This is a genomic window from Streptomyces sp. NPDC037126 (assembly GCF_055605965.1).
This window is the reverse complement of record NZ_JBVJTD010000008.1, coordinates 190,915-213,073: the sequence shown is the minus strand read 5'-3', so window position 1 is coordinate 213,073 and position 22,159 is coordinate 190,915. Positions and strand designations below refer to the sequence as shown.

At 72.5% G+C, this 22,159-nt stretch carries 19 protein-coding genes; 3 read left to right on the top strand and 16 right to left on the bottom strand.

The window, feature by feature from the left end; genetic code table 11:
* Positions 1–1,578: ATP-binding SpoIIE family protein phosphatase (locus tag ACZ7FF_RS20095; protein WP_470813576.1), on the top strand; the 1,578-nt coding region annotated here is incomplete at its 5' end.
* 39 nt (positions 1,579–1,617) lie between these two features.
* On the opposite strand, the gene ACZ7FF_RS20090 is transcribed toward ACZ7FF_RS20095, so the two are convergent.
* The 9 genes from ACZ7FF_RS20090 to ACZ7FF_RS20050 form a co-directional block, all read right to left on the bottom strand.
* Positions 1,618–2,781, bottom strand: a complete 1,164-nt coding sequence (locus ACZ7FF_RS20090) for an MFS transporter (RefSeq protein WP_470813575.1) — start codon at positions 2,779–2,781, stop codon at positions 1,618–1,620.
* On the bottom strand, positions 2,778–3,284 hold the full coding sequence (locus ACZ7FF_RS20085) for a GNAT family N-acetyltransferase (RefSeq protein ID WP_470813574.1): 507 nt from the start codon (positions 3,282–3,284) through the stop codon (positions 2,778–2,780). Before ACZ7FF_RS20085 ends, ACZ7FF_RS20090 begins: the two co-directional genes overlap by 4 nt.
* Before the next feature lies 1 nt (position 3,285).
* Positions 3,286–4,473: a type III PLP-dependent enzyme gene (locus ACZ7FF_RS20080; RefSeq protein ID WP_470813573.1), complete on the bottom strand. Its 1,188-nt coding sequence runs from the start codon at positions 4,471–4,473 to the stop codon at positions 3,286–3,288.
* A complete protein-coding gene (locus ACZ7FF_RS20075; protein ID WP_470813572.1) occupies positions 4,470–5,759 on the bottom strand; it encodes a DUF6271 family protein in 1,290 nt (429 codons plus the stop codon). The genes ACZ7FF_RS20080 and ACZ7FF_RS20075 overlap by 4 nt, the downstream gene beginning before the upstream one ends.
* The gene (locus tag ACZ7FF_RS20070) at positions 5,756–6,787 is read right to left on the bottom strand and encodes a phytanoyl-CoA dioxygenase family protein (RefSeq protein ID WP_470813571.1); all 1,032 of its coding nucleotides are present in this window, start codon (positions 6,785–6,787) and stop codon (positions 5,756–5,758) included. The genes ACZ7FF_RS20075 and ACZ7FF_RS20070 overlap by 4 nt, the downstream gene beginning before the upstream one ends.
* A 138-nt stretch (positions 6,788–6,925) precedes the next feature.
* Complete coding sequence (locus ACZ7FF_RS20065) at positions 6,926–8,437, bottom strand: glycoside hydrolase family 3 protein (RefSeq protein ID WP_470813570.1); 1,512 nt, start codon at positions 8,435–8,437, stop codon at positions 6,926–6,928.
* A gap of 8 nt (positions 8,438–8,445) precedes the next feature.
* Positions 8,446–9,276, bottom strand: coding sequence for a carbohydrate ABC transporter permease (locus ACZ7FF_RS20060; RefSeq protein ID WP_470813569.1), 831 nt, complete (start codon positions 9,274–9,276; stop codon positions 8,446–8,448).
* Entirely contained in the window at positions 9,273–10,274 is a 1,002-nt protein-coding gene (locus tag ACZ7FF_RS20055; protein WP_470813568.1) for a carbohydrate ABC transporter permease, read from the bottom strand. The genes ACZ7FF_RS20060 and ACZ7FF_RS20055 overlap by 4 nt, the downstream gene beginning before the upstream one ends.
* Positions 10,275–10,384: 110 nt before the next feature.
* Positions 10,385–11,665 carry an extracellular solute-binding protein gene (locus ACZ7FF_RS20050; protein WP_470813567.1) on the bottom strand — a complete coding sequence of 427 codons (1,281 nt, stop codon included), beginning with the start codon at positions 11,663–11,665 and terminating at the stop codon, positions 10,385–10,387.
* A gap of 312 nt (positions 11,666–11,977) precedes the next feature.
* Here ACZ7FF_RS20050 and ACZ7FF_RS20045 point away from each other — a divergent pair, with 312 nt between their 5' ends.
* Positions 11,978–12,799 (top strand): GntR family transcriptional regulator, encoded by an 822-nt coding sequence (locus tag ACZ7FF_RS20045; protein WP_470813566.1) that lies wholly within the window; start codon positions 11,978–11,980, stop codon positions 12,797–12,799.
* 67 nt (positions 12,800–12,866) lie between these two features.
* Entirely contained in the window at positions 12,867–13,232 is a 366-nt protein-coding gene (locus ACZ7FF_RS20040; protein WP_470813565.1) for a hypothetical protein, read from the top strand.
* A 31-nt stretch (positions 13,233–13,263) separates the two neighbouring features.
* Here the strand turns inward: ACZ7FF_RS20040 and ACZ7FF_RS20035 are convergent, their stop codons facing one another.
* The 7 genes from ACZ7FF_RS20035 to ACZ7FF_RS20005 all read right to left on the bottom strand — a co-directional run bounded on the left by ACZ7FF_RS20035 (position 13,264) and on the right by ACZ7FF_RS20005 (position 22,071).
* On the bottom strand, positions 13,264–14,832 hold the full coding sequence (locus ACZ7FF_RS20035; RefSeq protein WP_470813564.1) for an MmgE/PrpD family protein: 1,569 nt from the start codon (positions 14,830–14,832) through the stop codon (positions 13,264–13,266).
* An 82-nt stretch (positions 14,833–14,914) separates the two neighbouring features.
* Positions 14,915–15,283, bottom strand: a complete 369-nt coding sequence (locus ACZ7FF_RS20030) for a nuclear transport factor 2 family protein (protein ID WP_470813563.1) — start codon at positions 15,281–15,283, stop codon at positions 14,915–14,917.
* Positions 15,284–15,345: 62 nt separating this feature from the next.
* Positions 15,346–16,296, bottom strand: a complete 951-nt coding sequence (locus tag ACZ7FF_RS20025; protein WP_470813562.1) for a diacylglycerol/lipid kinase family protein — start codon at positions 16,294–16,296, stop codon at positions 15,346–15,348.
* A gap of 222 nt (positions 16,297–16,518) precedes the next feature.
* Positions 16,519–17,715 (bottom strand): cytochrome P450, encoded by a 1,197-nt coding sequence (locus ACZ7FF_RS20020; RefSeq protein WP_470813561.1) that lies wholly within the window; start codon positions 17,713–17,715, stop codon positions 16,519–16,521.
* A gap of 208 nt (positions 17,716–17,923) precedes the next feature.
* Positions 17,924–19,420 (bottom strand): MFS transporter, encoded by a 1,497-nt coding sequence (locus tag ACZ7FF_RS20015; RefSeq protein ID WP_470813560.1) that lies wholly within the window; start codon positions 19,418–19,420, stop codon positions 17,924–17,926.
* 78 nt (positions 19,421–19,498) lie between these two features.
* The gene (locus tag ACZ7FF_RS20010; RefSeq protein ID WP_470813559.1) at positions 19,499–21,007 is read right to left on the bottom strand and encodes an MFS transporter; all 1,509 of its coding nucleotides are present in this window, start codon (positions 21,005–21,007) and stop codon (positions 19,499–19,501) included.
* A gap of 53 nt (positions 21,008–21,060) precedes the next feature.
* Entirely contained in the window at positions 21,061–22,071 is a 1,011-nt protein-coding gene (locus tag ACZ7FF_RS20005) for a ketoacyl-ACP synthase III family protein (RefSeq protein WP_470813558.1), read from the bottom strand.
* Positions 22,072–22,159 lie beyond the last annotated feature (88 nt).

Here is a 22,159-nt window from a genome sequence, read left to right as displayed (position 1 = left end):
TTCCCCGTCGAGATCAGCCTCAGCCCCCTGGAGACCGCCGACGGCCTCCTCGTCTCCGCCGCCGTACGCGACGTCAGCGAACGCAAGGCGGCCGAAGAGCGCATCAACGAACTCGCGGCGCTCGTCGAGTCCTCCCAGGACGCCATCCTCGCCAACACGCTCGACGGCCACATCACGTACTGGAACGCGGCGGCCCAGCGGCTGTACGGGTTCACGGCGGACGAGGTCCTGGGACGGCACGTGTCCGTACTGGCGCCGGCCGAGCGCCGGGACGAGATCACGGTGCTCCTCCAGCGGCTGCGCCAGGGCGAGAAGGTCGAGCACTTCGAGACGCTGCGGGTCACCCGCTCCGGGGAACTGCTGGACGTGGACGTCACCCTGTGGCCGACGCGGGCCCGCAACGGCAGGGTGGTCGGGGCCTGCGCGATCGTCCGGGACATCAGCGACCGCAAGCGCGCCGAGGCCGAACTGACGGAACTGTACGAGCAGCAGCGGCACATCGCCCTCACGCTCCAGCGCAGCCTCATGGGCACGCCGCCCGCCATACCCGGTCTCGCCACCGCCAGCCGCTACCGCCCAGCGACCCAGGGCGCCGGTGTGGGCGGCGACTGGTTCGACCTGATCCCGCTGGGCGCCGGCCGGGTGGGCGTGCTGATCGGCGACGTGATGGGCCGCGGCCTGGAGGCCGCCGCCGTCATGGGCCAACTCCGGTCCGCCGCCCACGCACTGGCGAAGACCGGGGTGCAGCCGCGGCAGCTGATGCAGACGCTGGAGAGCGTCGTCGCCGACCTCGACGTCCCCGACCAGCTGGTCACCTGCTGCTATCTGGTGATCGCCGCCGACACGGCGGAGGTGACGATGTGCTCCGCCGGTCATCTGCCGGTCCTCGTCGCCTCCCCCGGCCGCTCCGTCCAGGCGCTTCCGGCGCCCGTGAACGCCCCGCTCGGCGTCGGCGGCGTGATCTACGAGCAGTGCTGCGCCACGGTCGCGCCCGGCTCCACCCTGGTGCTGTACACGGACGGCCTGATCGAGACCCCGGGCACCGACATCGAGGACCAGCTCACCCAGCTGATCGCCACGCTGGACTCGCTCCCGGGCGCGCCGCCCGACCTGGAGGCCGCCGCCGACCACGTCCTGTTCTCGCTGCTCCCGGACGCGGACGGGCACGACGACGTCACGCTGCTGCTGACGCAGCTGCCCGCGGCCCCGCTGGCCACGGTCGCGACGGACCTGCCCGCCGCCGCCGAGTCCGTGCCCGCGGGCCGCGACTTCCTGGACAAGGCGCTCGTCTCGTGGGGCTGCGCGCACTCGGCGGACGACGCGCTCCTGCTGCTCTCCGAGGTGCTGACCAACGCCGTCCAGCACGCGCAGGGCCCGATCGGGGTGCATGTGTGCCGCACCGACACCGCCCTGACCGTGGAGATCAGCGACCGCAGCCTGCACCTGCCCCAGCCGCGCATCGCGGCGGAGGACGACGAGTCCGGGCGCGGGCTGCTGCTCGTCCGCGCCCTGGCCCACGACTGGGGGGTGCGCCCCACGGACGAGGGCAAGACGACCTGGTTCAGCCTGAAGCTGTGAGCCCGGCGCCCGCGGGGTGACGGCCGGGGGGCAGGCGGGTCAGCCCACGGCGGCCGGTACGCGGGCGCGCCAGGGGATCCAGGTCGCGGTCAGCGTCACCACCAGCGCCGAGGCCGCGACCGTCGCCATGCCCGGGGTGAGGCCCGCGGCGCCCGCGACGAAGCCGATCAGGGCCGGCCCGGCCAGCAGTCCCGTGGTGCCCATCGCGGCGACCAGGGCGAGGGCGTCGGAGCCGCGTTCGGCGGCGGCGACGTACACGCACGGCGTGACGGCGGCCGCGCCGAGGCCCACGCAGGCGAAGCCGAGGAGCGTGGGCACCACCCCGCCGGCGAGCAGGGCGAGGGCGAGACCGACGGCGGCCACGGCGCTGCCGACCCGGACCACCTGGCCGTCGCCCCAGCGGGTGCGCCAGCGGTCCGCGCACACGCGGGCCAGCAGCATCATCACGGAGACGACCGCGATACCGAGCGGGGCCACCGTCGCGGACGCCCTGACGACGTCCTTGAGGTAGAGCGTCGACCAGTCGTTCATCGCCCCCTCGGTGATGGTGCCGAACGCCATGGCGCAGCCCATCAGCAGGGTGGTCCCGGAGGGCAGGGCCGGGCGGCGGCGTTGCCGCGGCCCCTTCGCGGGACCGGCCTCGGCGTGGGTGAGCAGGCCCGGTCGGGCGCCGGTGAGCAGGAGCAGCAACAGGGCTCCTGCCACGGTGAAGTGGGCCGGCACGGACGCGGTCAGAGTGGTGACGCCGGAGGCCAGCAGGGCGGCGGCGAGCAGTCCGCCGCTGAACGTGGCGTGCAGCTGGGACATGGCCGTACGGCCGTACTCGGTCTCCAGGGCGGCGCCCTGCGCGTTCATGGCGATGTTCAGGCAGCCCACCGCGACGCCGTCGGCGCAGACCGCGAGCAGCGCGAGCGGGTAGTTCGGCACGACGGACAGGGCCGCGAGCACGGCGACCAGGCCGAGCGCGGAGACGAGGGACAGGCGCCGGGAGCCGAGGCGGCGCATCAGCACGGCGACGAGCGGGAACGCGGCCGCCGCGCCCGCGCCGCAGGCCATCAGCAGCAGGCCCACCTCCCCGGCGCCGAGGTCCAGCCGGGACTTGAGCGCGGGGATGCGGGAGACCCAGGTGCCGTACTGCAGGCCGAGGAAGCAGAACAGCGCCGCGATCGACCACTTGGCGCGCCGGAAGGAGGGGGTGGTCATCGGCCCGCCTTCCGCGCCGCGGCCGGCCGCGCCGACATGTACACCGCGCCGCTGCCGTAGCCCGCGGGCACCCGCGCCTCGGGGTGGGGGCGGTAGCCGTTGGCCCGCCAGAAGGGCTCCTTGCCCGCGACGGCGATCAGCGACATGGTCTCGAAGCCGTGGGTGCGGGCCACGTCCGTCAGATGGCGGACCAGCCGGGTGCCGAGCCCCCTGCGCCGCAGCCGGCCGGTGACGACGAGGTCGTGCAGGTGGAGGTTGGAGGAGCGGTGCACCGCCGGCTCGGACCGGGTCAGGTCGGGGCAGCGGAACCTCGGGTAGGGCAGGGCCAGTACGTAACCCGCGAGCCGGCCGTCGACGTCGAGGACGAAGCAGGTGCCCGCCGCGGCCCGGGCGCGCAGCGCCGCCTCGCCCTCCGTGAGCGAGGTGTCCGCGTACGCCCCGGCCTCCAGGGCCGCGACCCCGGGCCAGTCGGTCTCGGTGACGTCCCGTATGAGGGCTCTCATGTCAGTGGTGTCCTTCCTGGGCGCGGGTGCACACGCACGGCAGCGGGCGGACGCCGTTGAAGCCCTGGGTCATGTAGCTGGTGGCGTACGCGCCGGCGGAGAGGATCCACACGGGGTCGCCGGAGGCGACGTCCCGGGGCACCCGCACCTGGTGCAGGCCGCCGCCGTAGGCGTCGTCGCTGTCGCAGGTGGGGCCCGCGACGATCGCGGGGACGTACTCCCGCGTCCGCGGGTGACCGGGGAAGACCAGGCGGTGTGTCACCTGGTCCATCTCGTAGAGGCCGTTGAACTTGCCGCAGCTCAGGTAGAGCCAGTGCGCCTCCTCCCCGTCCGGCTGCCGGCGCCGGGTCAGCCGGGAGACGTGGGCGCGCACGGCGCCGTGGTCGGCGACCAGGTGGCGGCCCGGTTCCATGACGAGGGCGAGCGGTGCGGGGGTGAGGGAGTCCAGGCGCTCCATGCCCTCGCGGAGCACGGCGAGCATCTTGTCGAGCGGCGGGTCGAGGGGGTTGCCGTGGCGGTCCTGGTAGCCGAGCGCGGGCAGGCCGCCGCCGAGGTTGACGTGGTCGGGTACGATCCCCCGCCCGGCCAGGGCCGTCAGGGTCTCGGTGAGCGTGTCGAGGGCCTGCTGCCAGGCCTCGCACGTCATCTGCTGGGAGCCGACGTGCACGGACAGGCCCGCCGGGGCCAGACCGGCCGCGCGGGCGGTCGCCAGCACCCGGACGGCGTCCTCGGGGGCGCAGCCGAACTTGCGGCTCAGGCCCCACAGGGCGCCCTCCCCGCTGGTGGCGAGGCGGCAGAACACCCGGGCTCCGGGGGCGTGCCGGGCGATCGCGGTGACGTCCTCGACGCTGTCGGTGGCGAAGGTGCGGACCCCCAGGCGGTGGGCCTCGGCGATGTCCCGGTCGGACTTGACGGTGTTGCCGTAGTGGACGCGCTCGGGCGGCGCGCCGGCGCGCAGGGCCTGGGCGATCTCGGCGGGGCTCGCCGCGTCGAATCCGGCGCCCCTGGCGGCCAGGCAGCGCAGGACCTCGTCGACCGGGCAGGCCTTGAGCGCGAAGCGGACCTGGATCCCGGGGAGTTCGGCCAGCAGGGAGTCGTACTGGCCCTCGATGCCGGTGAGGTCGTAGACGATGCGGTCGGTACCGGCCGCGGCGAGTGGTGCGGCGAGTGCGCCCCAGGGCACGCTCATGTGCGGGCCCCCTCCACCAGTGCGGGCCAGGACTCGACCAGGTACGCGAAGTCCTCGATGTCCCGCTCCGCCTGGTCGAGCAACCCGGCGCGCTGTAACGCCAGTTGCTCGGCGAACAACGTGTAGCGGCCACCGAGCTTGCGGTACGCGGTGTCCACCCGGTCCAGGCGCCAGACGTTCTCCGCGCGGTCCAGGATGGTGCTCTCGCGCAGGAGGTCCACGATCCGGCCGGGCAGTACCCGGTGCCGCTCGTCCAGCAGCGCGGCGCCCTCGGCGGTCATCCGGTCGTAGACGTGGTGGAAGTAGAGCATCGACAGCAGGAACTTCACGAAGCGCCGCTGGTAGGCGGGGAAGCCGGTGTCACTGCGCCGCTCGGGGGTGTGGAAGTTCTCGATGTGCCGGTTGTGCAGGATGCCGGGCAGTCCGGCGTCGTGGACGAGGTGGAGGAGGAAGTAGTCGCTGCCGATGGTGTCGGTGGCGGGCGGCAGCGGGACGCGTTCGTACACCGCGCGGTCGAAGGCGATGTTGCACATGTCGACACGCATGGGGTCGACCACCGTGAGGGTCGCCCGATCGCCGGTGAAGGGCGTCGTGCCCGCGCCGGTGAAGGACTCCTCGACCAGGTCCCGTTTGCGGTCCTCGGGCCAGTCGCCGGGCGCCCAGAGGCCGACGACGTCGTGGTACACACCCGCGTCCAGGCCGCGCATCTCGGCGATGTCGACGGAGAGTTCGCCGATGAAGGAGGCCCCGGCCATGGACACCGGGCGGTGGGCGAGGGCCGGGTCGAGGTCGGTGCGCAGACCGGCGGCCGTGGCCTCGGCGGCGGGCCTGCCCAGCCACGGCAGCTCGTGGTGCACGGGGAACACCGGTTGCCCGGCGTGCCGTTGGTAGGCGCTGTCGGAGTCCCTGCGGTGCACCGAGTCGCAGCCGAGGGCGGCGGCGAACAGGAAGGCGCGGTTGGTGCAGGCGCCGTAGGACACGGCGGGCGGGAGCATCATGCGCAGCAGCCGGCCGGGCTCGGGCAGGCCCGCCCGGGCGATCGTGCGCCGCAGCCGGTCGCGCTGCAGTTCCTCGTCGAGGTGGTGGACGCGCACGTGCGGCGCCGGGGGCAGCCCGGCGACCGTGCGGCCGTGTTCCGCGCGGGTGCGGGCGTCCGAGGAGTCGAGGACCAGCAGCTCGACGTCGGCGCCGAGGTGGCGGGCGGCGTGGGCGGCCTCGGCGTGCAGGGCGGTGACGGTGGCGGAGCAGGCCCGGTTGGTGGGCAGGGCGAGGCAGATCCGGTTCACCGTGCCTCGTCCCCGGTGGTCCAGGAGTCCAGGCCGAGCAGCCTGCGGCCCAGGCCGTTCAGTTCGGCGGGGCCGTAGCGCAGGGCCTCCGGCCGGCGGGCGTCGCCGAGCAGGGTGGCGTTCCAGTCGGGGGTGGCGAGGGTGCGCCAGGAGGCCACGCGGGAGTCGCGCAGGGCCGTGTGCTCCTCCAGGGCGGGCATCATCGACAGGTACTGGACGGCTCGGACAGCGTTGTCAGAGAGGTTCGGTGCCACGCCGTGCGCCAGCAGCCCGTTGAAGATCAGCAGGTCGCCGGCCTGGAGGTCGGGGCGGACGACGGGGAACTCGGAGCGGTCGGCGCCGGGGCGGACGGGGTCGCGGCCGGGTGGCTGGGCCACGCGCCACTCCTCGAAGCGGCGGAAGAGTTCCGGCGCGCACTGGAAGCCGCCGAGTTCGGGGCGGGTGTCGTTGAGGGCGATGATGCCCTGGACGCGCTGCGGGAGGACGGCGCGGGTGGTGTCGACGTCCCAGTGCAGCTCGATGTCGAAGCCCTCGTCGGTGGGCTCGATCAGGGAGCGCGAACGGGTGTGCCGGTTGGGCGGGTTGAGGTTGAGCCGGTCGAGGGTGACCCACAGCTCCGCGCAGTCCCACACGTCCGCGAAGGCGTCGTGGACGCGCTGCGTCTGGCGGCTGTCCCAGATGAGCTGGTGGTGGTAGGCCTCGACGAAGCCGTAGATGAAGAGGTGCCGGTCCAGCTCGGAGCGGAACTCCGGCTCCGTGTACCAGGTCTCGGGGCGGTCGGGGTCGAGGCCCTGGAACTGCCAGGCGAGGTCGAGCAGCCCCTTCGCCTCGCCGGGGGTGATGGCCTCGCGGACGACGACGTAGCCGTACGTCTGCCAGAAGGCGAAGTCCTCCTCGGACAGCACCCTGAGGGGCTGGGTCTTGTCGATGTCGCGTAGGGGCGTCGGCGTGAGGTACGTCTCGCCGTCGGCGCTGAAGTAGGGGCGGCCGGACGCCGCTCGGTGGAGATAGGGGGCCTTCGTCTGCATGCGATCACTCCGGGGTGACAGGCGGTGAGACATGTGCCGGTGGCATGCGCGAGGGCGCGGGAGAGCCACCAGGTTCCCTGGGAAACGGAGAGGTCGGCCGCCCGCGACGGGGGCGGGCGGCCGGGGGTGCGGGGGGGGTCAGCCCGCGACGACGGCCTCGGCCGCGGCCGTGCCGCAGACCCGGGCGGCGCCGTAGGTGGCGATGTGCAGGGCGCCGCGCGGCGGTGCCTGCGGCAGGCCCATCTCCACGACGACGGTGTCGGGGCGGGCGGCGAGCAGGGTGTCGAGCGCCGAGCGCATCCAGTCGTGGCGGTGCTCGTCGCGGACCACGGCGACGATCCGGCGGTCGCCGGCGGCGGCGAGGGCGGCGGCGCCCGCACCGGCGCCGCTGAAGGAGCCCGCGGTGCTGCCGGGCAGCAGCCGCGCCAGCTCGTCGGCCACGCCCCAGGGGGTCTGGTCGCCGACGGCGATGTTGGGGGCCGGGTTGAACTGGGCGACGTGGACCGGTCCGTGCACCGGTACGGCGGCGCCGGTGCGGGTCACGCTCAGCGCGCGGCGGGCCGCGACCAGGCCGATCTCGGGCGCGGGTTCGGCGTCCGACGCGCCGCTGCGGGCACCGGCGGTCCAGCGGGCCAGCGCGCGCACCCGGGCGGCCGCGTCGGCGAGCCGCTCCTCGGGCAGTTCGCCGGAGCGCACGGCGGCCACGAGGGCGTCCCGCAGCCCCAGTACCGTGCCCTCGTCGCACAGCCCGCCGCCCACGCAGATGGCGTCGGCACCGGCCGCGATGGCGAGGACCACGCCGTGCTCCAGGCCGTAGGTGCCGGATATCGCGCGCATCTCCATGCCGTCGGTGACGATCAGGCCCTGGTAGCCGAGTTCCTCGCGGAGCAGCTCGGTCAGGATCCGGCGGGAGAGGGTGCCGGGGCGGTCCGGGTCGAGCGCGGGGACGAGGATGTGCGCGCTCATGATCGCGCGGGTGCCGGCGGCGATGGCCGCGCGGAACGGGGGCAGTTCACGCGCGTGGAGGGTCTCGGCGTCGACGTCGATGCGGGGTACGGCGTGGTGGGAGTCGACGTTGGTGTCGCCGTGGCCGGGGAAGTGCTTGGTGCAGGCGGCGACGCCGGTGGACTGCAGGCCCTCGACCCAGGCGGCGGTGTGCCGGGCGACCAGGTCGGTGGCGGCGCCGAAGGAGCGGACGCCGATGACGGGGTTGTCGGGGTTGGCGTTGACGTCGGCGGAGGGCGCCCAGTCGAAGTTGACCCCGCAGGCGGCCAGGCGCCGGCCCAGCTCGCGGGAGACGGCCCGGGTGAGATCGGGGTCGTCGACGGCGCCGAGGGCGTGGTTGCCGGGGAAGGAGGAGCCGGTGCGCACGTCCAGGCGGGTGACGTCGCCGCTCTCCTCGTCGATGGCGACCAGCAGGTCGTCCCGCTCGGCGCGCAGTTGCGCGGTGAGGGCGGTGACCTGCTCCTCGGTGACGACGTTGCGGCCGAACAGGGCGACGGAGGCGAGGCCCTCACCGAGGCGGCGGCGCACCCAGTCGGGCGCGGTGGTGCCGTCGAACCCCGGCTGCAGCACCGCCAGCGCGTCCCGGGTGAGCGCGTCGCCCGCGGCGGAGCCGCTGTCGGAGGCGGTGGTGGCGAGTGTGGTCATCGGGGGCGTCATCCCTTCACGGCGCCGTCGGTCAGACCGCTGACAGCCTTGCGTTGCAGGAAGATGAAGAGGATCAGGATGGGCAGCGCGAACAGGGACGAGGCGGCCATCGTGGCGCCCCAGTCGTCGCCGAAGGCGGTCTGGAACTGGGACAGCCACAGCGGCAGGGTCTGCTTCTCGATGTCCTTGTTGAGGATCAGCACGAGCGGGAACTCGTTCCAGGCGGTGATGAACCCGAACAGCGAGGTGGCCATGAGGCCGGGCGCGAGCAGCGGGAAGATCACCTTGCGGAAGGCCTGGACACGGGTGCAGCCGTCGACCATCGCCGACTCCTCCAGCTCCTTCGGCACGGCGGCGATGTAGCCGCGCAGGGTCAGGATGGTGAGGGGCAGCACCATCATCGTGTAGAAGACGGTGAGGGGGACGAGGCTGTCCAGCATGTCGTCGTCGCGCACGATCATGTAGATGGCGATGATCATGACCTCCCAGGGGGCCATCTGCGCCAGCATGAACGTGACGACGAGTCCGCGCCGGCCCCTGAACCGCATCCGCGCCAGGGCGAAGGCGGCGAACAGGGCGATGAGGAGCGAGCACAGCACCGAACAGACCGTGACGGTGACGGAGTTGCCGACCAGTGTCCAGAAGTGGTCGGCGTCGACCGCCTTCTTGAAGTGGCCGACGGTGACGTTCGTAGGGAACCACACCGGGGTGTCGGCGATGATGTCGCCGGTGGGCTTGAAGGCCGTGGCGAACATCCAGTAGACGGGGAACACGAAGCCGACGAAGAGGACGACGGCGGTCGCGTTGGGCCAGATGCGGCCGATGAGCGAGCGCTTCACAGCTCGTCCTCCTCTTGCTTGAGCACCATGCGCAGGTAGTACGAGGTCATGACGAGCAGCACCAGGATGGTCAGGAAGGAGATCGCCGCGCCGACCCCGAAGTGCTGGTTGCCGACGCCCTCGACGTAGGCGTAGACCGGCAGGGTCTCGGTGAGGCGGTCGGGGCCGCCCTCGTTCATGGCGAAGACCTGCGGGAACGCCTTGAAGACCCAGATGACCTCGAGGAAGGTCGTGGAGTAGAGGAACGGCCTGAGGAAGGGCAGGGTCACGGAGGTGAAGCTCTGCCAGGCTCCGGCGCCGTCCAGGGACGCGGCCTCGTACAGCTCCCTGGGGATGGTCGTGGTGGCGGCGTAGAGGTTGATCGCCACGAAGGGGATCGACATCCAGACGATGAGCAGGGTGATCACGGAGAACGTGGAGAACTGGGTGCCCATCCAGTTGTAGTCGGCCATGGAGTGCCAGCCGAGCTTGTCCAGGACCCAGTTGACGACGCCGTAGCGCTGGGCGAACAGCCACTGGTAGACGGTGGTGGCCGCGATGACGGGCATGGCCCAGGCGAGGACGAGCCCCACCAGGAGCAGCAGCCGCATCTTCTTGCCGAGGCGGGCCAGCAGCAGCCCGATCAGGGTGCCGGCCGCCATGATCAGGACGACGTTGACCGCGGTGAACAGGATCGAGCGCTCGACGACCTTCCAGAAGTCCGAACCGGTCAGGACCTCCTTGTAGTTGTCGACGCCGTTCCATTCGGTGAGGTGCTGGATGAGCTGCCGGGGGTTGAGGTTCTGGAACGACAGCATGCCGTTCTTGACCAGGGGCCAGCCGAGCAGGATGAGTGTGGCCAGCAGCGCCGGCAGCAGGAGCAGGTAGGGGGCGGCGACGGCGCGGCGGCCGGCCGGGGACCCGGAGGTGCGGTCCTCACCTCGTGGCGGCGCCGGTACCCGGGCCCCCCGGACAGCGGGCTCCCCGGCCGTGTCCGTGCCTTCGGTCTGCACTGACATGAGTCGTCATCTCTTCCGTGGCCGTACGAATCCGTGTGCCCTGCGCACGGCAAGGAACGCGCACGGCACATGTGAGCCGGGGGCGTCCGTGCGACGCCCCCGGCGCGGGTCTAGTTCTGCTGGGCCAGGCGCTTGTCGATGTCGCCCGAGACGTCCTTGGCGGCGTCCGCCGGGGACTTACCGCCCAGGACGGCCGTCATGTACGACTTGATCGGGTTGGGGGTGTTCTCCACCGCGGCCCACCCGGGGATCAGCGGGGTGGTGCCGCCGGCGGCGGCGCCGGGAGCCGCGGCCTCGGCTGCGGCGTTGCCCTTGAGGTTGGTCTCCAGGGACGTCTTGTTCGGGACCACGCCGTTGATCTTGGCCAGTTCGCCCTCGTACTGGTCGGACAGGGCGATCTTCAGGAACTCCTTGGCCAGCGACTGCTTCTTGCTGTTCTGGGCGACCGCGAGGTTGGAGCCGCCGAGGAAGACGCCCTCGGGCTTGTCGGCGGTCGCGCCGGGGATGGTGAAGTAGCCGAGGTCCTTCTCGATGGCCTTGTTGGCCTGGATGGCGGTGCCGGCCTCCCAGCCCATGCCGATGATGGCGCCGGTCTTGCCCTTGGCGAAGATGGTGGCCTGCTGCGGGGTGGCCTCGTCCTTGTCCTTGGGGGCCTTGGAGTAGGAGGCGTACTTCTTGTAGATCTCCATGGCCGCGGAGACCTTCGGGTCGCCGAGGTTGGAGACGTACTTGTCGCCCTGCTTCTTCACCAGCTCCCCGCCCTGGCCGATGATCAGGCCGTCGAGGAAGTACCAGTTCTGGCCGGGGAGGTAGATCGGCTCGGCGTCGGTCTTCTTGCCGATGGTCTCCAGGTCCTTGTAGAACTCGTCCCGGGTCTTGGGGGTGTCCTTGATGCCGGCCTTGGCCCAGACGGCCTTGTTGTAGATGACGACGCGGTTGGCGAAGTACCAGGGGGCGGCGTACTGCTTGCCGTCGTAGACGGAGGACTGGGAGACCGAGGGGGTCCAGTCGGCGCCGATCGCCTGCTTGACGTCGCCCAGGTCGGCGAGGCCGCCGGTGGCCGCGTAGGCGGGGGTCTGGGTGTTGCCGACCTCCAGGACGTCCGGCGGGTTGTCCTCGGAGAGGGCGGTGGTGATCTTCTGCTGGATCCCGTCCCACTTCTGGATCTCGAACTTCAGCTTCGCGCCGGTCTTCTTCTCGAAGGCGGCCTGGACGTCCTTGCTCCACTGCGGCGGCGCGGAGCCGTCCATGGTCCAGACGGTCAGGGTCTGGCCCTTCCAGCTGTCCGGGCCCGCGTCCTTGCCGCTGTCGCCGCCCTTGCCCCCGCCACACGCCGAGACGGAGACCATCATGCCCGCGATCACGATCGCGGCCGCAAGCTTGCGCTTCACGCCACCCTCCTCAGGGATGCCACTAACCCCCCACGCCCTCGGCGGTGACCTGCGTACGACGCTGTTGCACGTAGGGCTCGGGACCTGGCCACTAATGGTGTAGACCAGTACGGTGGAGCTTGGCCTAGACCTTTCGGGGTGTCAAGGGTGGTTCGGGAAGCCGGTCGAGGCCGTTACGAGAAAGTCATCGGAGCGCGTCCGTCCGCCCGTCCGTCCATGTCCGCCCCTTTCGCCCGTCCTGTTCAGTTGGACTAGACCATAGGGCAGTTGGTCGCTATAACGGGAGCCCACCGACACAGCCGGAAGGCAGGCATGACCACCGACGTCAGCAGCGCCCAGCCGCGCGGAAGGACGCCCGGCCGCACCGCGCGCGTGCCGAAGTACTACCGGATCAAGCAACAGCTCCTCGCCATGACCGAGGCCCTGCAGCCCGGTTCGGCGATGCCCGCGGAACGTCTGCTCGCCGTCCGGTTCGACACCTCCCGGACCACCGTCCGCCAGGCGCTGCAGGAACTCGTCGGGGAGGGCCGGCTCGACCGGATCCAGGGCAAGGGCACCTTCGTCGCGCAGCCCAAGCTGTACCGGACGCTCCAACTGACCTCGCACACCGAGGACATGAGGGCCCAGGGGCTCACCCCCGCCTCGCGGGTGCTGGACATCGGGGAGGTGCCCGCCGACGAGAGGCTGTCGGGTCTGCTCGGCATCGGCATCGGCGAACGGGTGCTGCGCATCGAGCGGCTGCGGCTGGCCGGCGGCGACCCGATGGCGATCGAGACGACGCACCTGTCCGTCGGCCGTTTCCCCGGCCTGCGCCGGTCCCTGGCCACGTACCCCTCGCTGTACACGGCGCTCTCCGAGGTGTACGGCGTCCATCTCGCGGAGGCCGACGAGACCATCGAGACCTCGCTGTCGACCCCGCGCGAGGCCCAGCTGCTCGCCACCGACGTGGGCCTGCCGATGCTGCTGCTGTCCCGGCACTCGCGGGACGCCGAGGGCGGCCCGGTGGAGTGGGTGCGCTCGGTGTACCGGGGCTCCCGCTACAAGTTCGTGGCCGCGCTGCGCCGGCCGGCGGGCGGCGCCGTGGTCCGGCGGTCGCGCCCCGCACACGAGCGGGGGGAGCTGGGCCCGGGGTGAGCCGGCCGCTGCCCGCGGCCGGGCCAACTATGCTGGTCCGCAACGGCAACGGGGGAAGGGGCAGCCGGTGGACTGGTTCTGGTGGGTTCTCATCGTCTTCTGGACGGGCGGCTTCGCGTGGGCGGCCGACAACGTCCGCGGCGCGCTGCGCAACCGGCACGAGCGCAAGATGCAGCTGCTGGAAGCGGCGAGGCAGGAACGTCTGTCCGTGGAAGCGGCGCACAAGGCGCCCGAGCCGGTGTGCGGATGCACGCACCACCTCGCCAAGCACGACAAGCAGGGCCGGTGCCACGAGCGGGTCGAGGTGCCGACGGCCTGGGACGAGAACAAGAAGCCGCTGCGCTACGAGGCCGGCGAGTGCAACTGCCAGCAGTACGTGGGACCGCAGCCGCTGTCGCAGGTGTTCGCGGAGGATCTGACCGACCGCGCCTGACCGCGGGGCCCGCGGCCGGCCCGGCCGCGGGTCAGTCCAGGAACGCCGTCTCTATCCAGCGGCGTACCGCGCGCGGGCGCATCCGGTGGAGGCGGTCGACCGTGTCGGCGACCTCCTGGGAGCCGCCCACCGACAGGAACTTCTCGCGGACCAGGTCCGCGTGGCCCGCGCGGGTCTCGGGGCCGGCCGCGCCGATCGGGATGAGGCGGGTGCGCGAGGCCGTACGGCCGTCCGTCAGACGTACGGTGACCCGGGCACCGGTGGCCTTGGTGGACCGGGAGAAGTCCCGGCCGTCCGCGCGCACCGCACCCACCAGGTCCACGAGTTCGTCCCCGCCGAAGCCGCGCAGCCACGGCACGGCCCGCTCCCCCGCCTCGCGCACGGCCTCCCCGAACGGCGCGTCGGACAGGAAGAGTTCGCGGGTCATCTCGGTGTCGTGTTCGAGCCGGACGCGCCGCGCCAGCGCCCACCGGCCGGGGTCGTCCAGGTGCGGCGAGGAGAAGTCGTCCACCGAGAACTCCCCGGTGAGCAGGGTGGTGGCCACCGGGTAGGGCACGTCCAGGACCAGCGCGCCCAGCGGGGAACCGGGCCCGGTCACGTACTGGGCGGCCCGCTCCCCCGCGAACAGCGTGTACAGCGAGGCCTCGACGACGACTTCGGCCACGTCCTCTGCCCGTACCCCGCCGAGTTCCCGGTGGATCTCCGCCGCGCAGTCCACGGCCGCGTCGATGCCGGGGCCGCCCGGATGCACCTTGAACGACAGGGTGTCGGTGTGCCAGCGGCGCCCGAGGCCCTTGGCCACCGCCTCGGGCAGGGGCACGGTGGCGAAGCGGGCCAGGAAACCGTCCTGGTGCTCCATGATGTCGGGCGCGCCGCGCAGCCCGGCGTACGCCGCGTCGCAGGCGTCCATGGCGGTGCGCACCGGCGTGAAGGTGTTGAACAGGCGGGCGTCGCTGGCCAGGAAGGCGCGCATCAGCGGCCAGTTGGGCATGGCGAAGGCCAGCCCGAAGGCGTTTTCGAACAGGCTCGCCGACGCCCGGTCGCAGTGCAGCCGGCCCGCCACCGCGCCGGCCAGGTGGGTGTGCACGGCGCTCTGGCCGCGCAGCGGTCCGAGGGTCGCCGAGGCGGTGATACGGGCCGCGCACTCGTTGGCCGCGACCACCGCCGTGAGCAGCGACAGGCCGTCCAGCTGCCGGGCGTAGGCGAAGGCGAGCGGCACGGCGACCGTGGAGTTGGACAGGTGCCCGGCGTATGCGGTGTCGTCCAGGTTGAGCCAGGAGCCGAGCGCGGCGAAGACGCCGGCGGCCTGCCGCGGGTCGCGCTGCATGGGGTGCCCGAAGGCGGCCACCAGCTTTCTGCCGAGCGGGTGCTGGAGCCCGGCCCGGATGGAGGCGATCTGCGACAGCACCTGGCTCGCGGCGAGCTTCAGCACCCGGCAGGGCACGGCCCCCGGGCGCAGGGTCGCGGCCCAGTGCGACAGTTCGCGCAGCGGCGTGTCCGCGGGGGTACGGCCGCGGGCGGGCCGGGGCGTGCTGCGGACCTGCTCGGCCCAGTCGGTGCACAGCGCCCGGGCGACGCTCTCCGCGAGGACGGCGGTCATGGCGGCTACCTTCGGTTGCGTCGGGAGTGAACACGACCGCGGGAGCACCGGGCGGCCCGGTGCTCCCGCGGTGCGTGGGGTGTTACGCGGCCGGGACCTTGTCCAGGAAGCCGTAGACGCCCTTGATCCGGCCGGCCTCGTCGGTGACGAGGACGTCGAAGCCGATGGCGATCGGCTCGGCGCCCGGCTCGGTCACCAGGCCCCACTGGAAGCGGGCCTGGTTGTGGTGGGCGTCGACGGTGCCGTGCAGCTCGAAGAGCAGGCCCTTGAACTGGTCGCGGGCGCCGGCCACCACGGCCCCGAAGCCCTCGGGGCCCTCGACCGCGGCCAGCGGGTCGATGTACGGGGCGTCGGCGGTGAACAGCTCGGCGATGGCCGCGGCGCGCTTCTCGGCGTCCGCCTCGTTCCAGATGTCCAGGTAACGGGTGACGGTGGTGGTCAGGTCGCTCATGCGGGCGTTCTCCTTGGTCGCTTGCTCGGTCGGTTCTTCGGACAGATGGCTTCGTACGTGCTTCAGGGGTTCGCCGGCGCCCATACCGGCAGCGCTCCGGGCAGCACCTCGAAGGTGGCCGAGGCGCCGATGCCGTGCTGGTACTCGCCGTCGTGCTCCAGCGGCAGCCGGCGCCCGTCGGTCCGCTCGACGGTGATCCTGCGGCCGCGCGCGTACACGGTGGCCGCGTGCGCCATGTGCGCGGCGGTCAGCGTGAGTGCGGGCACGTCCGCCGCGGCGACCTCGCCGCCGATCACACAGACGTCGAGCAGTCCGTCGTCGAGGAGCGAGTCGGGCAGTACCAGGTACCGGCCGCCGCGGTAGCGCCCACCGCCGACGTTGGCGAGGACCGTGGGACCCTCGTGCACCACCCGGCCGTCCACCGTGACCCGGCCCGGGTACGGCTCGTAGCCGGCGGCCGTGTCGGCGAAGGCGCGGGCGTAGCGCTCGCGGCCGGACAGCGGCACCTCCCGGGCCGTGATCAGCGCGTCGGCGATCACTCCCGAACAGGCGCCCAGATAGACGTAGTTGCGGGTCTCGGCCAGGCGGGCCAGGTCGAGACGGCGCAGCCGGGCGCTGCCGCCGATGCCGCAGTCGGTCAGAATCGCCTTGAGGGACTCGCTCCAGGGCCGCTCGCCCCACAGCATCTTGTAGCCGGAGTTGCCGGTGCCGCCGGGCACCACCGCGAGGGTCGCGTTCCCGGTGACGGGGACGAGTCCCTGCACGGCCTCCCGGACGGTTCCGTCGCCGCCGATCACCACGACCAGGTCGGGCGCGCCGTCGGGGCGCTGCAGCGCCCGGCGCACGGCGACGGTGGCGTCCCCCGGCCCCGTGGTCAGGTGCACCTCGGTGCGCTCCAGGTAGGAGAGGCACAACTGGCGCACCTCCTCGACCAGTTCGGGCGAATGGCTGCCGGAGGCGGGATTCCCCAGGACGAGGGCCCGGGTGGGTGCCGGAGCTGCGGTGTCTGCCATGTCGGCGTACTCCTTCTCCTCGGACGCTCGTCGGACGACTCCCGCGGGGCCGGGCGGGGGAAGTGCCCGGCGCCGCGGTGATCCCCACTCTGCCGGGGGCCGCTGTCACGGCGCTGACGCGTGACTGACGCCGGGACCGGGGTGACGGAAGGGGCCGGGATCGGGGCCCCGGGGCCGTGGTGGCGGCCGGCCCTGGGGGCTCTCGCCGCCGGGGTGCGGCCGTCACCAGGTGACGGGGAGCTCCTCCAGGCCGTACACGATCGTGTTCTCGCGGAAGCGGATCCGGTCGGGCGCGACGGCCAGGCGCAGCGTGGGGAAGCGGGCGAACAGGGCGTTCAGGCACACCTCCAGCTCCATGCGGGCCAGCGAGGCGCCGGGGCACAGGTGCGCGCCGAAGCCGAAGGCGAGGTGGCCGGAGGCGTCGCGGTGGATGTCGAGCCGGCCGGCGCCGGGGTAGACCGACTCGTCGTGGTTGGCCGCGGGGATGGCGAGGACGACGCCCTCTCCCTTGCGGATCACCGCCCCGCTCAGTTCGACGTCGTCGACGGCGGCTCGCACCTGGTTGTCCTGCGAGATGGACCAGTAGCGCAGCAGTTCCTCCACGGCCGGCTTGAACAGGGCCGGGTCGGAGCGGAGTTCGGTCAGCAGGTCCGGGTCCTGCAGCAGGCTGAGGACGCTGAGGCTGATCTGGTGGGCCGTGGTCTCGTGCCCGGCGACGAGGAAGAACCGGGCCATGGCGACGAGGTCCTGGTGAGTCAGCTCGCCCGTCGCGAGGTAGCGCGTGGCGAGCCTGCTGATCAGGTCGTCCCGGGGGTCGGCGGTGCGCTGGGCGACGAGCCGGTCGAGGAACCGCGTCATCTCGAGGAACGCCGCGTACGTCTCCTCGGGGCCGGCCTCCTGGGAGAGGACGACCTGGCTCTGCTCGGTGAAGTCCGCCTCGTCCTGTTCGGGGACGCCGAGCATCCGGGCGATGACGAGCGCGGGCAGCCGGACCGCGAAGTCGCGCACCAGGTCCACCGGTCTGGGCCCCCGCTCCAGCTCGTCGAGCAGACCCTCGACGAGGAGTTCGACCTCGGGGCGCAGGGCGCGGGTGCGGCGTGCGGTGAACTCGGTCATCGCCATCCGGCGCAGCCGGCCGTGCTCGGGGTCGTCCATGCGGCTGAAGGACATCACGCCGGGCTCGGGCGGCAGCTGGATACGGATGGGGAAGCCGGGCCGCTGGTCGTCGGCGCTGAAGCGGTTGTCGTTCAGCACCTGGCGGACGTCCGCGTGCCGGGTGACCAGCCAGGCCTCGCCGCCGCGGATGCGCACTCTCAGCGGTGGTTCCGCGCGGAGTCTCGCGTACGCGTCCGGGGGTGCGTAGGGGCATGAGCGGGGCATGGGCCACTCCGGCAGCTGCCGCTGATCACATGCGGACATGGGGTTCCCTCCGTTGGCTGGATCTCAGCGTTGGAAGGACATCCTGGTGATCGGGGCTGACGGCGATCTGATGGGTTACTGATGTGCTTTCGGCCAGTAAATGACGGGTTTCCGAAGGGTAAAGGGGGAGTCGGGCACGGGGCCCGGAAACGGCGGAAGGGGGCCGGCGCGGGTGCGCCGGCCCCCTTCGGGGCGTTGCGGGAGGGCGTCAGTCGGCGGTGGCCGGGGCCCCCGCGGCCCCGTCGGCCGCCGTCGGCCGGGGCAGCAGCTGGACCATGCACGCCACCACGACGCAGATCGCCGCCTGGACCAGCAGTCCGGCACCGAAGGCGTGCGAGTAGGAGTGCGCGGTGACGTCGTGCCCGGCGACGCCGAAGAAGACGACACCGATCACCGCGACGCCGATGGCGTTGCCCATCTCCTGGGCGGTGGAGAACACACCGGACGCGGCGGCCGCGTGGTGCGGGGCCACGCCCGCCAGGACCAGCGAGGCCAGCGGGGCGACGACGAGGCCCATGCCGATGCCGGCGAGCACCATGGCCGGGATGCACCAGGCCACGGACCCGGAGCCGCCCAGCTCCCAGGCGGTGGCGGCCAGGGCCACGTTGCCCACCGCCTGCAGCAGCGCGCCGACGGCCAGGACCTGCCTGCCCAGCTTGGCCGCGACCTTCGGCGACTGCGCGGAGCCGAGGAAGAAGCCGAGGCCGAGGGGCATGAACAGCAGGCCGGACCGCAGTGCCGACAGACCGCGGCCCTCCTGCAGGTACAGCGCGAGGACCAGGAAGAAGGAGGCCATCGCGGCGAAGAACACCAGCAGCGAGACGACACCCACGCCGAAGGCGCGGTCCTCGAACAGGCTCGGGTGGACCAGCGGCGACTTGTCGCGGGACGCCTTGCGGCGCTGGGTGTACCAGAACGCGGCCAGCAGCGGGACCGCCGCCCCCAGGCACTCCCAGGTCCAGGTAGGCCAGCCCTGCTCGCGGCCCTGGACCAGCGGCAGCACGATGGCCGTGAGCCCGGCGGTCACCAGGATCACACCGGTCCAGTCGAGTCCGGTGCGGCCCTCGGCGCGGGACTCGGGCACCGTCTTCGGGGTGAGCAGCAGGACGATCGCGCCGATCGGGGCGTTGATCAGGAAGATGGTCCGCCAGTCCCAGCCGAAGATGTCGGCCTTGATCAGCAGACCGCCGATCAGCTGGCCGAACACGGCCGAGGCGCCCATGGTGATGCCGTAGGCGTTGAACGCGGCGACCCGGGCCTTGCCGGTGTAGGCGGTGGTCAGGATGCCGAGGACCTGCGGGATGACCAGCGCCGCGGCCGCGCCCTGCACCGCGCGGGCCGCGATCAGTTCGGCCATGTTCGGTGCGATGCCGCAGGCCAGCGAGGCGAGCGTGAACAGGGCGAGGCCGATGGAGAAGACCTTCCGGCGGCCGTACAGGTCACCGAGCCGGCCGCCGGTGATGAGCATGGCGGACAGGCCGATGTTGAACGTGGCGGCCACCAGCTGGATCTCGGCGCTGGTGGCGTGCATGTCCCGCTGCAGCGAGGGGATGGCGACGTTGACGATGAAGAAGTCGACGTTGGCGATGAACAGGCCGGCCAGCACCACCAGGAGCGCGCCCCAGGCGGGTCTGCCCTCGGGCTCCGCGACGCCTGATGGTGCGGCCGCGGCCGCACTTCCGGTCAGTTCCGCTTCGGTGGTCATGGACGAAACTCCTTCGTGGTGCGTGCTGATGACGCGTCCGCGGGGCGGATGCGCGGGACGGTGCCTGGGCCGCGCGGCTCAGGACGTGGGGGTCTTCCTGGGACGTGGGAACAGCTGGACCAGGGCGGCCACGGCGAGCGCGAACGGCACCAGGAGGTAGACGCTGGCCCGGAAGGCGTCGGCGAAGGCGTCGGGGCCGGTGCCGTGGTTCAGGACGTGGTAGAAGACCACGCCCACCACGGCCACGCCGACGGCGCCGCCCACCTGGTTGGCGGTGGACAGCACGCCGGAGGCCGCGCCCGCGTAGCGGGGGTCGGTGCCCGCGAGGGCCACGGTGGCCAGCGGCGCCATCACCATGGCCATGCCGGCGCCGCCGACCAGCAGCCCCGGCACCAGCCAGGCGACCGGACCGTGGGTGCCGATGTGCTCCACGGCGGCGTACAGCCCGGCCAGTGATGCCGTCAGCACCAGCGCGCCGACCGCCAGGGTCTGCCGGCCGAGGACGGCGGCGATCTGCTTGGCCGTCATCGAGACGGCGAGGAAGCCCACGCCGAGCGGCAGGAAGACCAGTCCGGAGTTCAGCGCGCTCAGGCCGCAGCCCTGCTGGAGGTAGAGCGCGAGCACCAGGAAGAAGGACGCCATCCCGGAGTAGTAGACGAGGGCCGTGGTGACGCCGACGGTGAACGAACGCTGCCGGAACAGCGCCGGGTTGACGAGCGGGCCGCGGTCCGCGGCCGCCAGCCGCCGCTGGTACCAGGCGAAGACGGCGAGCAGCACGGGCGAGGCGGCCAGGCACACCCAGGTCCACAGCGGCCAGCCCTTCTGCTGCCCCTCGGCGAGCGGCAGCACGACGGCGACCAGACCGGCGGAGACCAGCACCATGCCGAGCGGGTCCAGCCGGGACTTGCCCTGCGCCCTGGACTCCGGGACGACGCGGGGGGCGAAGACCAGGGCGGCGATACCGACCGGCACGTTGACGAGGAAGCAGGTGCGCCAGCCGAGCCCGGCGATGTCCGCGTGGATCAGCACGCCGCCGATCAGCTGGCCGAACACGCCGGCGAGGCCCATGGTCAGGCCGAAGGCGTTGAAGGCGCGGAGCCGGGCGGGCCCGCTGTAGACGACGCCGATGATGGCGAGGACCTGCGGGCCCATCAGCGCCGAGGCCAGGCCCTGGGCGACGCGCGCCGCCACCAGCTGCCCGGCGGTGGGCGCGGATCCGGCCCAGGCCGAGGACAGGGTGAACAGCGCGACGCCGATCAGGAACATCTTGCGCCGGCCGTACAGGTCGCCGAGCCGGCCGCCGGTGATCAGTCCGGCCGCGTACGCGAGCGCGTACCCGGCGACGATGAACTCCACGGCGGAGGAACTGGCGTGCAGGTCGCGCTGGGTGGCCGGGATCGCCACGTTGACGATGAAGACGTCCAGGGTGATGACGAAGGTGCCGATGAGGATGATCGGCAGCATCGCCCAGTGCGGTGCCGCGGGCTCCTGCTGTGCGGCAGCAGCCCGCGGTGTGCTCCGTCCGGTCGCCCCGGACGGGTTCCCGTTCTCGTCCGGGGCGGCTTCCCGGGGTTCTTGTAAGGCCATGGCGGCCGTTCCTTTCGTGCGTCGGTGGGGGTTCCCTGGAGCCGCCCCGCCCGTCACCAGGACGGGACGTGCAGAATCTCCAGTACGGCTGCGGAGAAGCTGAAGCCCGCGCCCGCCGCGACGACCAGGACGAGGTCGCCCGGTCCGACGGCGCGTTCGAGGACGAGGTGCTCGATGCCGAGGAACTGGTCACCGGGGCCGATGTGCCCGTAGCGGCGCCCCACCTCCCAGGTGCTCTGCTTCTCGGTGAAGCCGAGCAGGTCGAAGTTCTCGGGCGCCTTGTTGCGGTGCACGTTGGGCGTGACCACGCGGGAGACGTCCTGCGTGCTCACCCCGGCCTCGGCCAGGACGCGCGAGGTGGTGGCCATCAGGGCGGCCTCGTACCGCTCCCAGGAGCCCTCCGCCTCCTTGGTCACCGCGTGCTGGGCGCCGCGCTCGCGCAGCCGCACCTCGGAGCCGGGCGCGACGCCGAACGGCTCCAGTCCGCGGTTCCACCGCTCCAGCGAGTTGTCGGCGCTCAGCGTCGCCGCCACCAGCCGGGCGAACCCCGTGCGCCCGGAGAGCATCAGCGCGCTGCCGCCGTCCGCGAAGATGAAGTTGATCTGGATGTTCCAGCGGTCGACCCAGGGAGCCGCGAACCGGTCGCCGGTGGTGATCAGCACCTCGGTGGCCAGCCCGGAGGCCAGGTAGCCGGCGGCCAGGCTCACCGAGCCCAGGGCGCCGTTGCAGCGCTGCTGGAGGTCGAAGCCGGGCGCGGCGGGACCGACGGTCTCGTTCGCGACGTAGGCCGCGGTGGGCCACATGTCGTGGCCCTGATAGCTGCTGGACGCGTGCAGGACCAGCCCGACGTCCTCCGGGCCGACACCGGAGCGCGCCACGGCCAGCCGTCCCGCGCGTACGGCCATCTCGGGTGCGGAGAGGTCGTCGGAGACGGCGATGTGCTCGAAGCCCAGGTCGCGGTGGTCCTCGTCGAGGAGGCCCTCCGCCATGGCCCGGGTGACCGGGACCGTGTCCGGTAGCCAGGACGCGGCCGACGCGATGTAGAGGTCGTTTTCGAATTTCATGCCGTTCTCTCTCTCGGGTGGGATGGCCTCGGCTGTTCGTCGGGGAGAGACCGACGGACGCCGTGTCGGCGGGCCGCCTTGCAGCTTC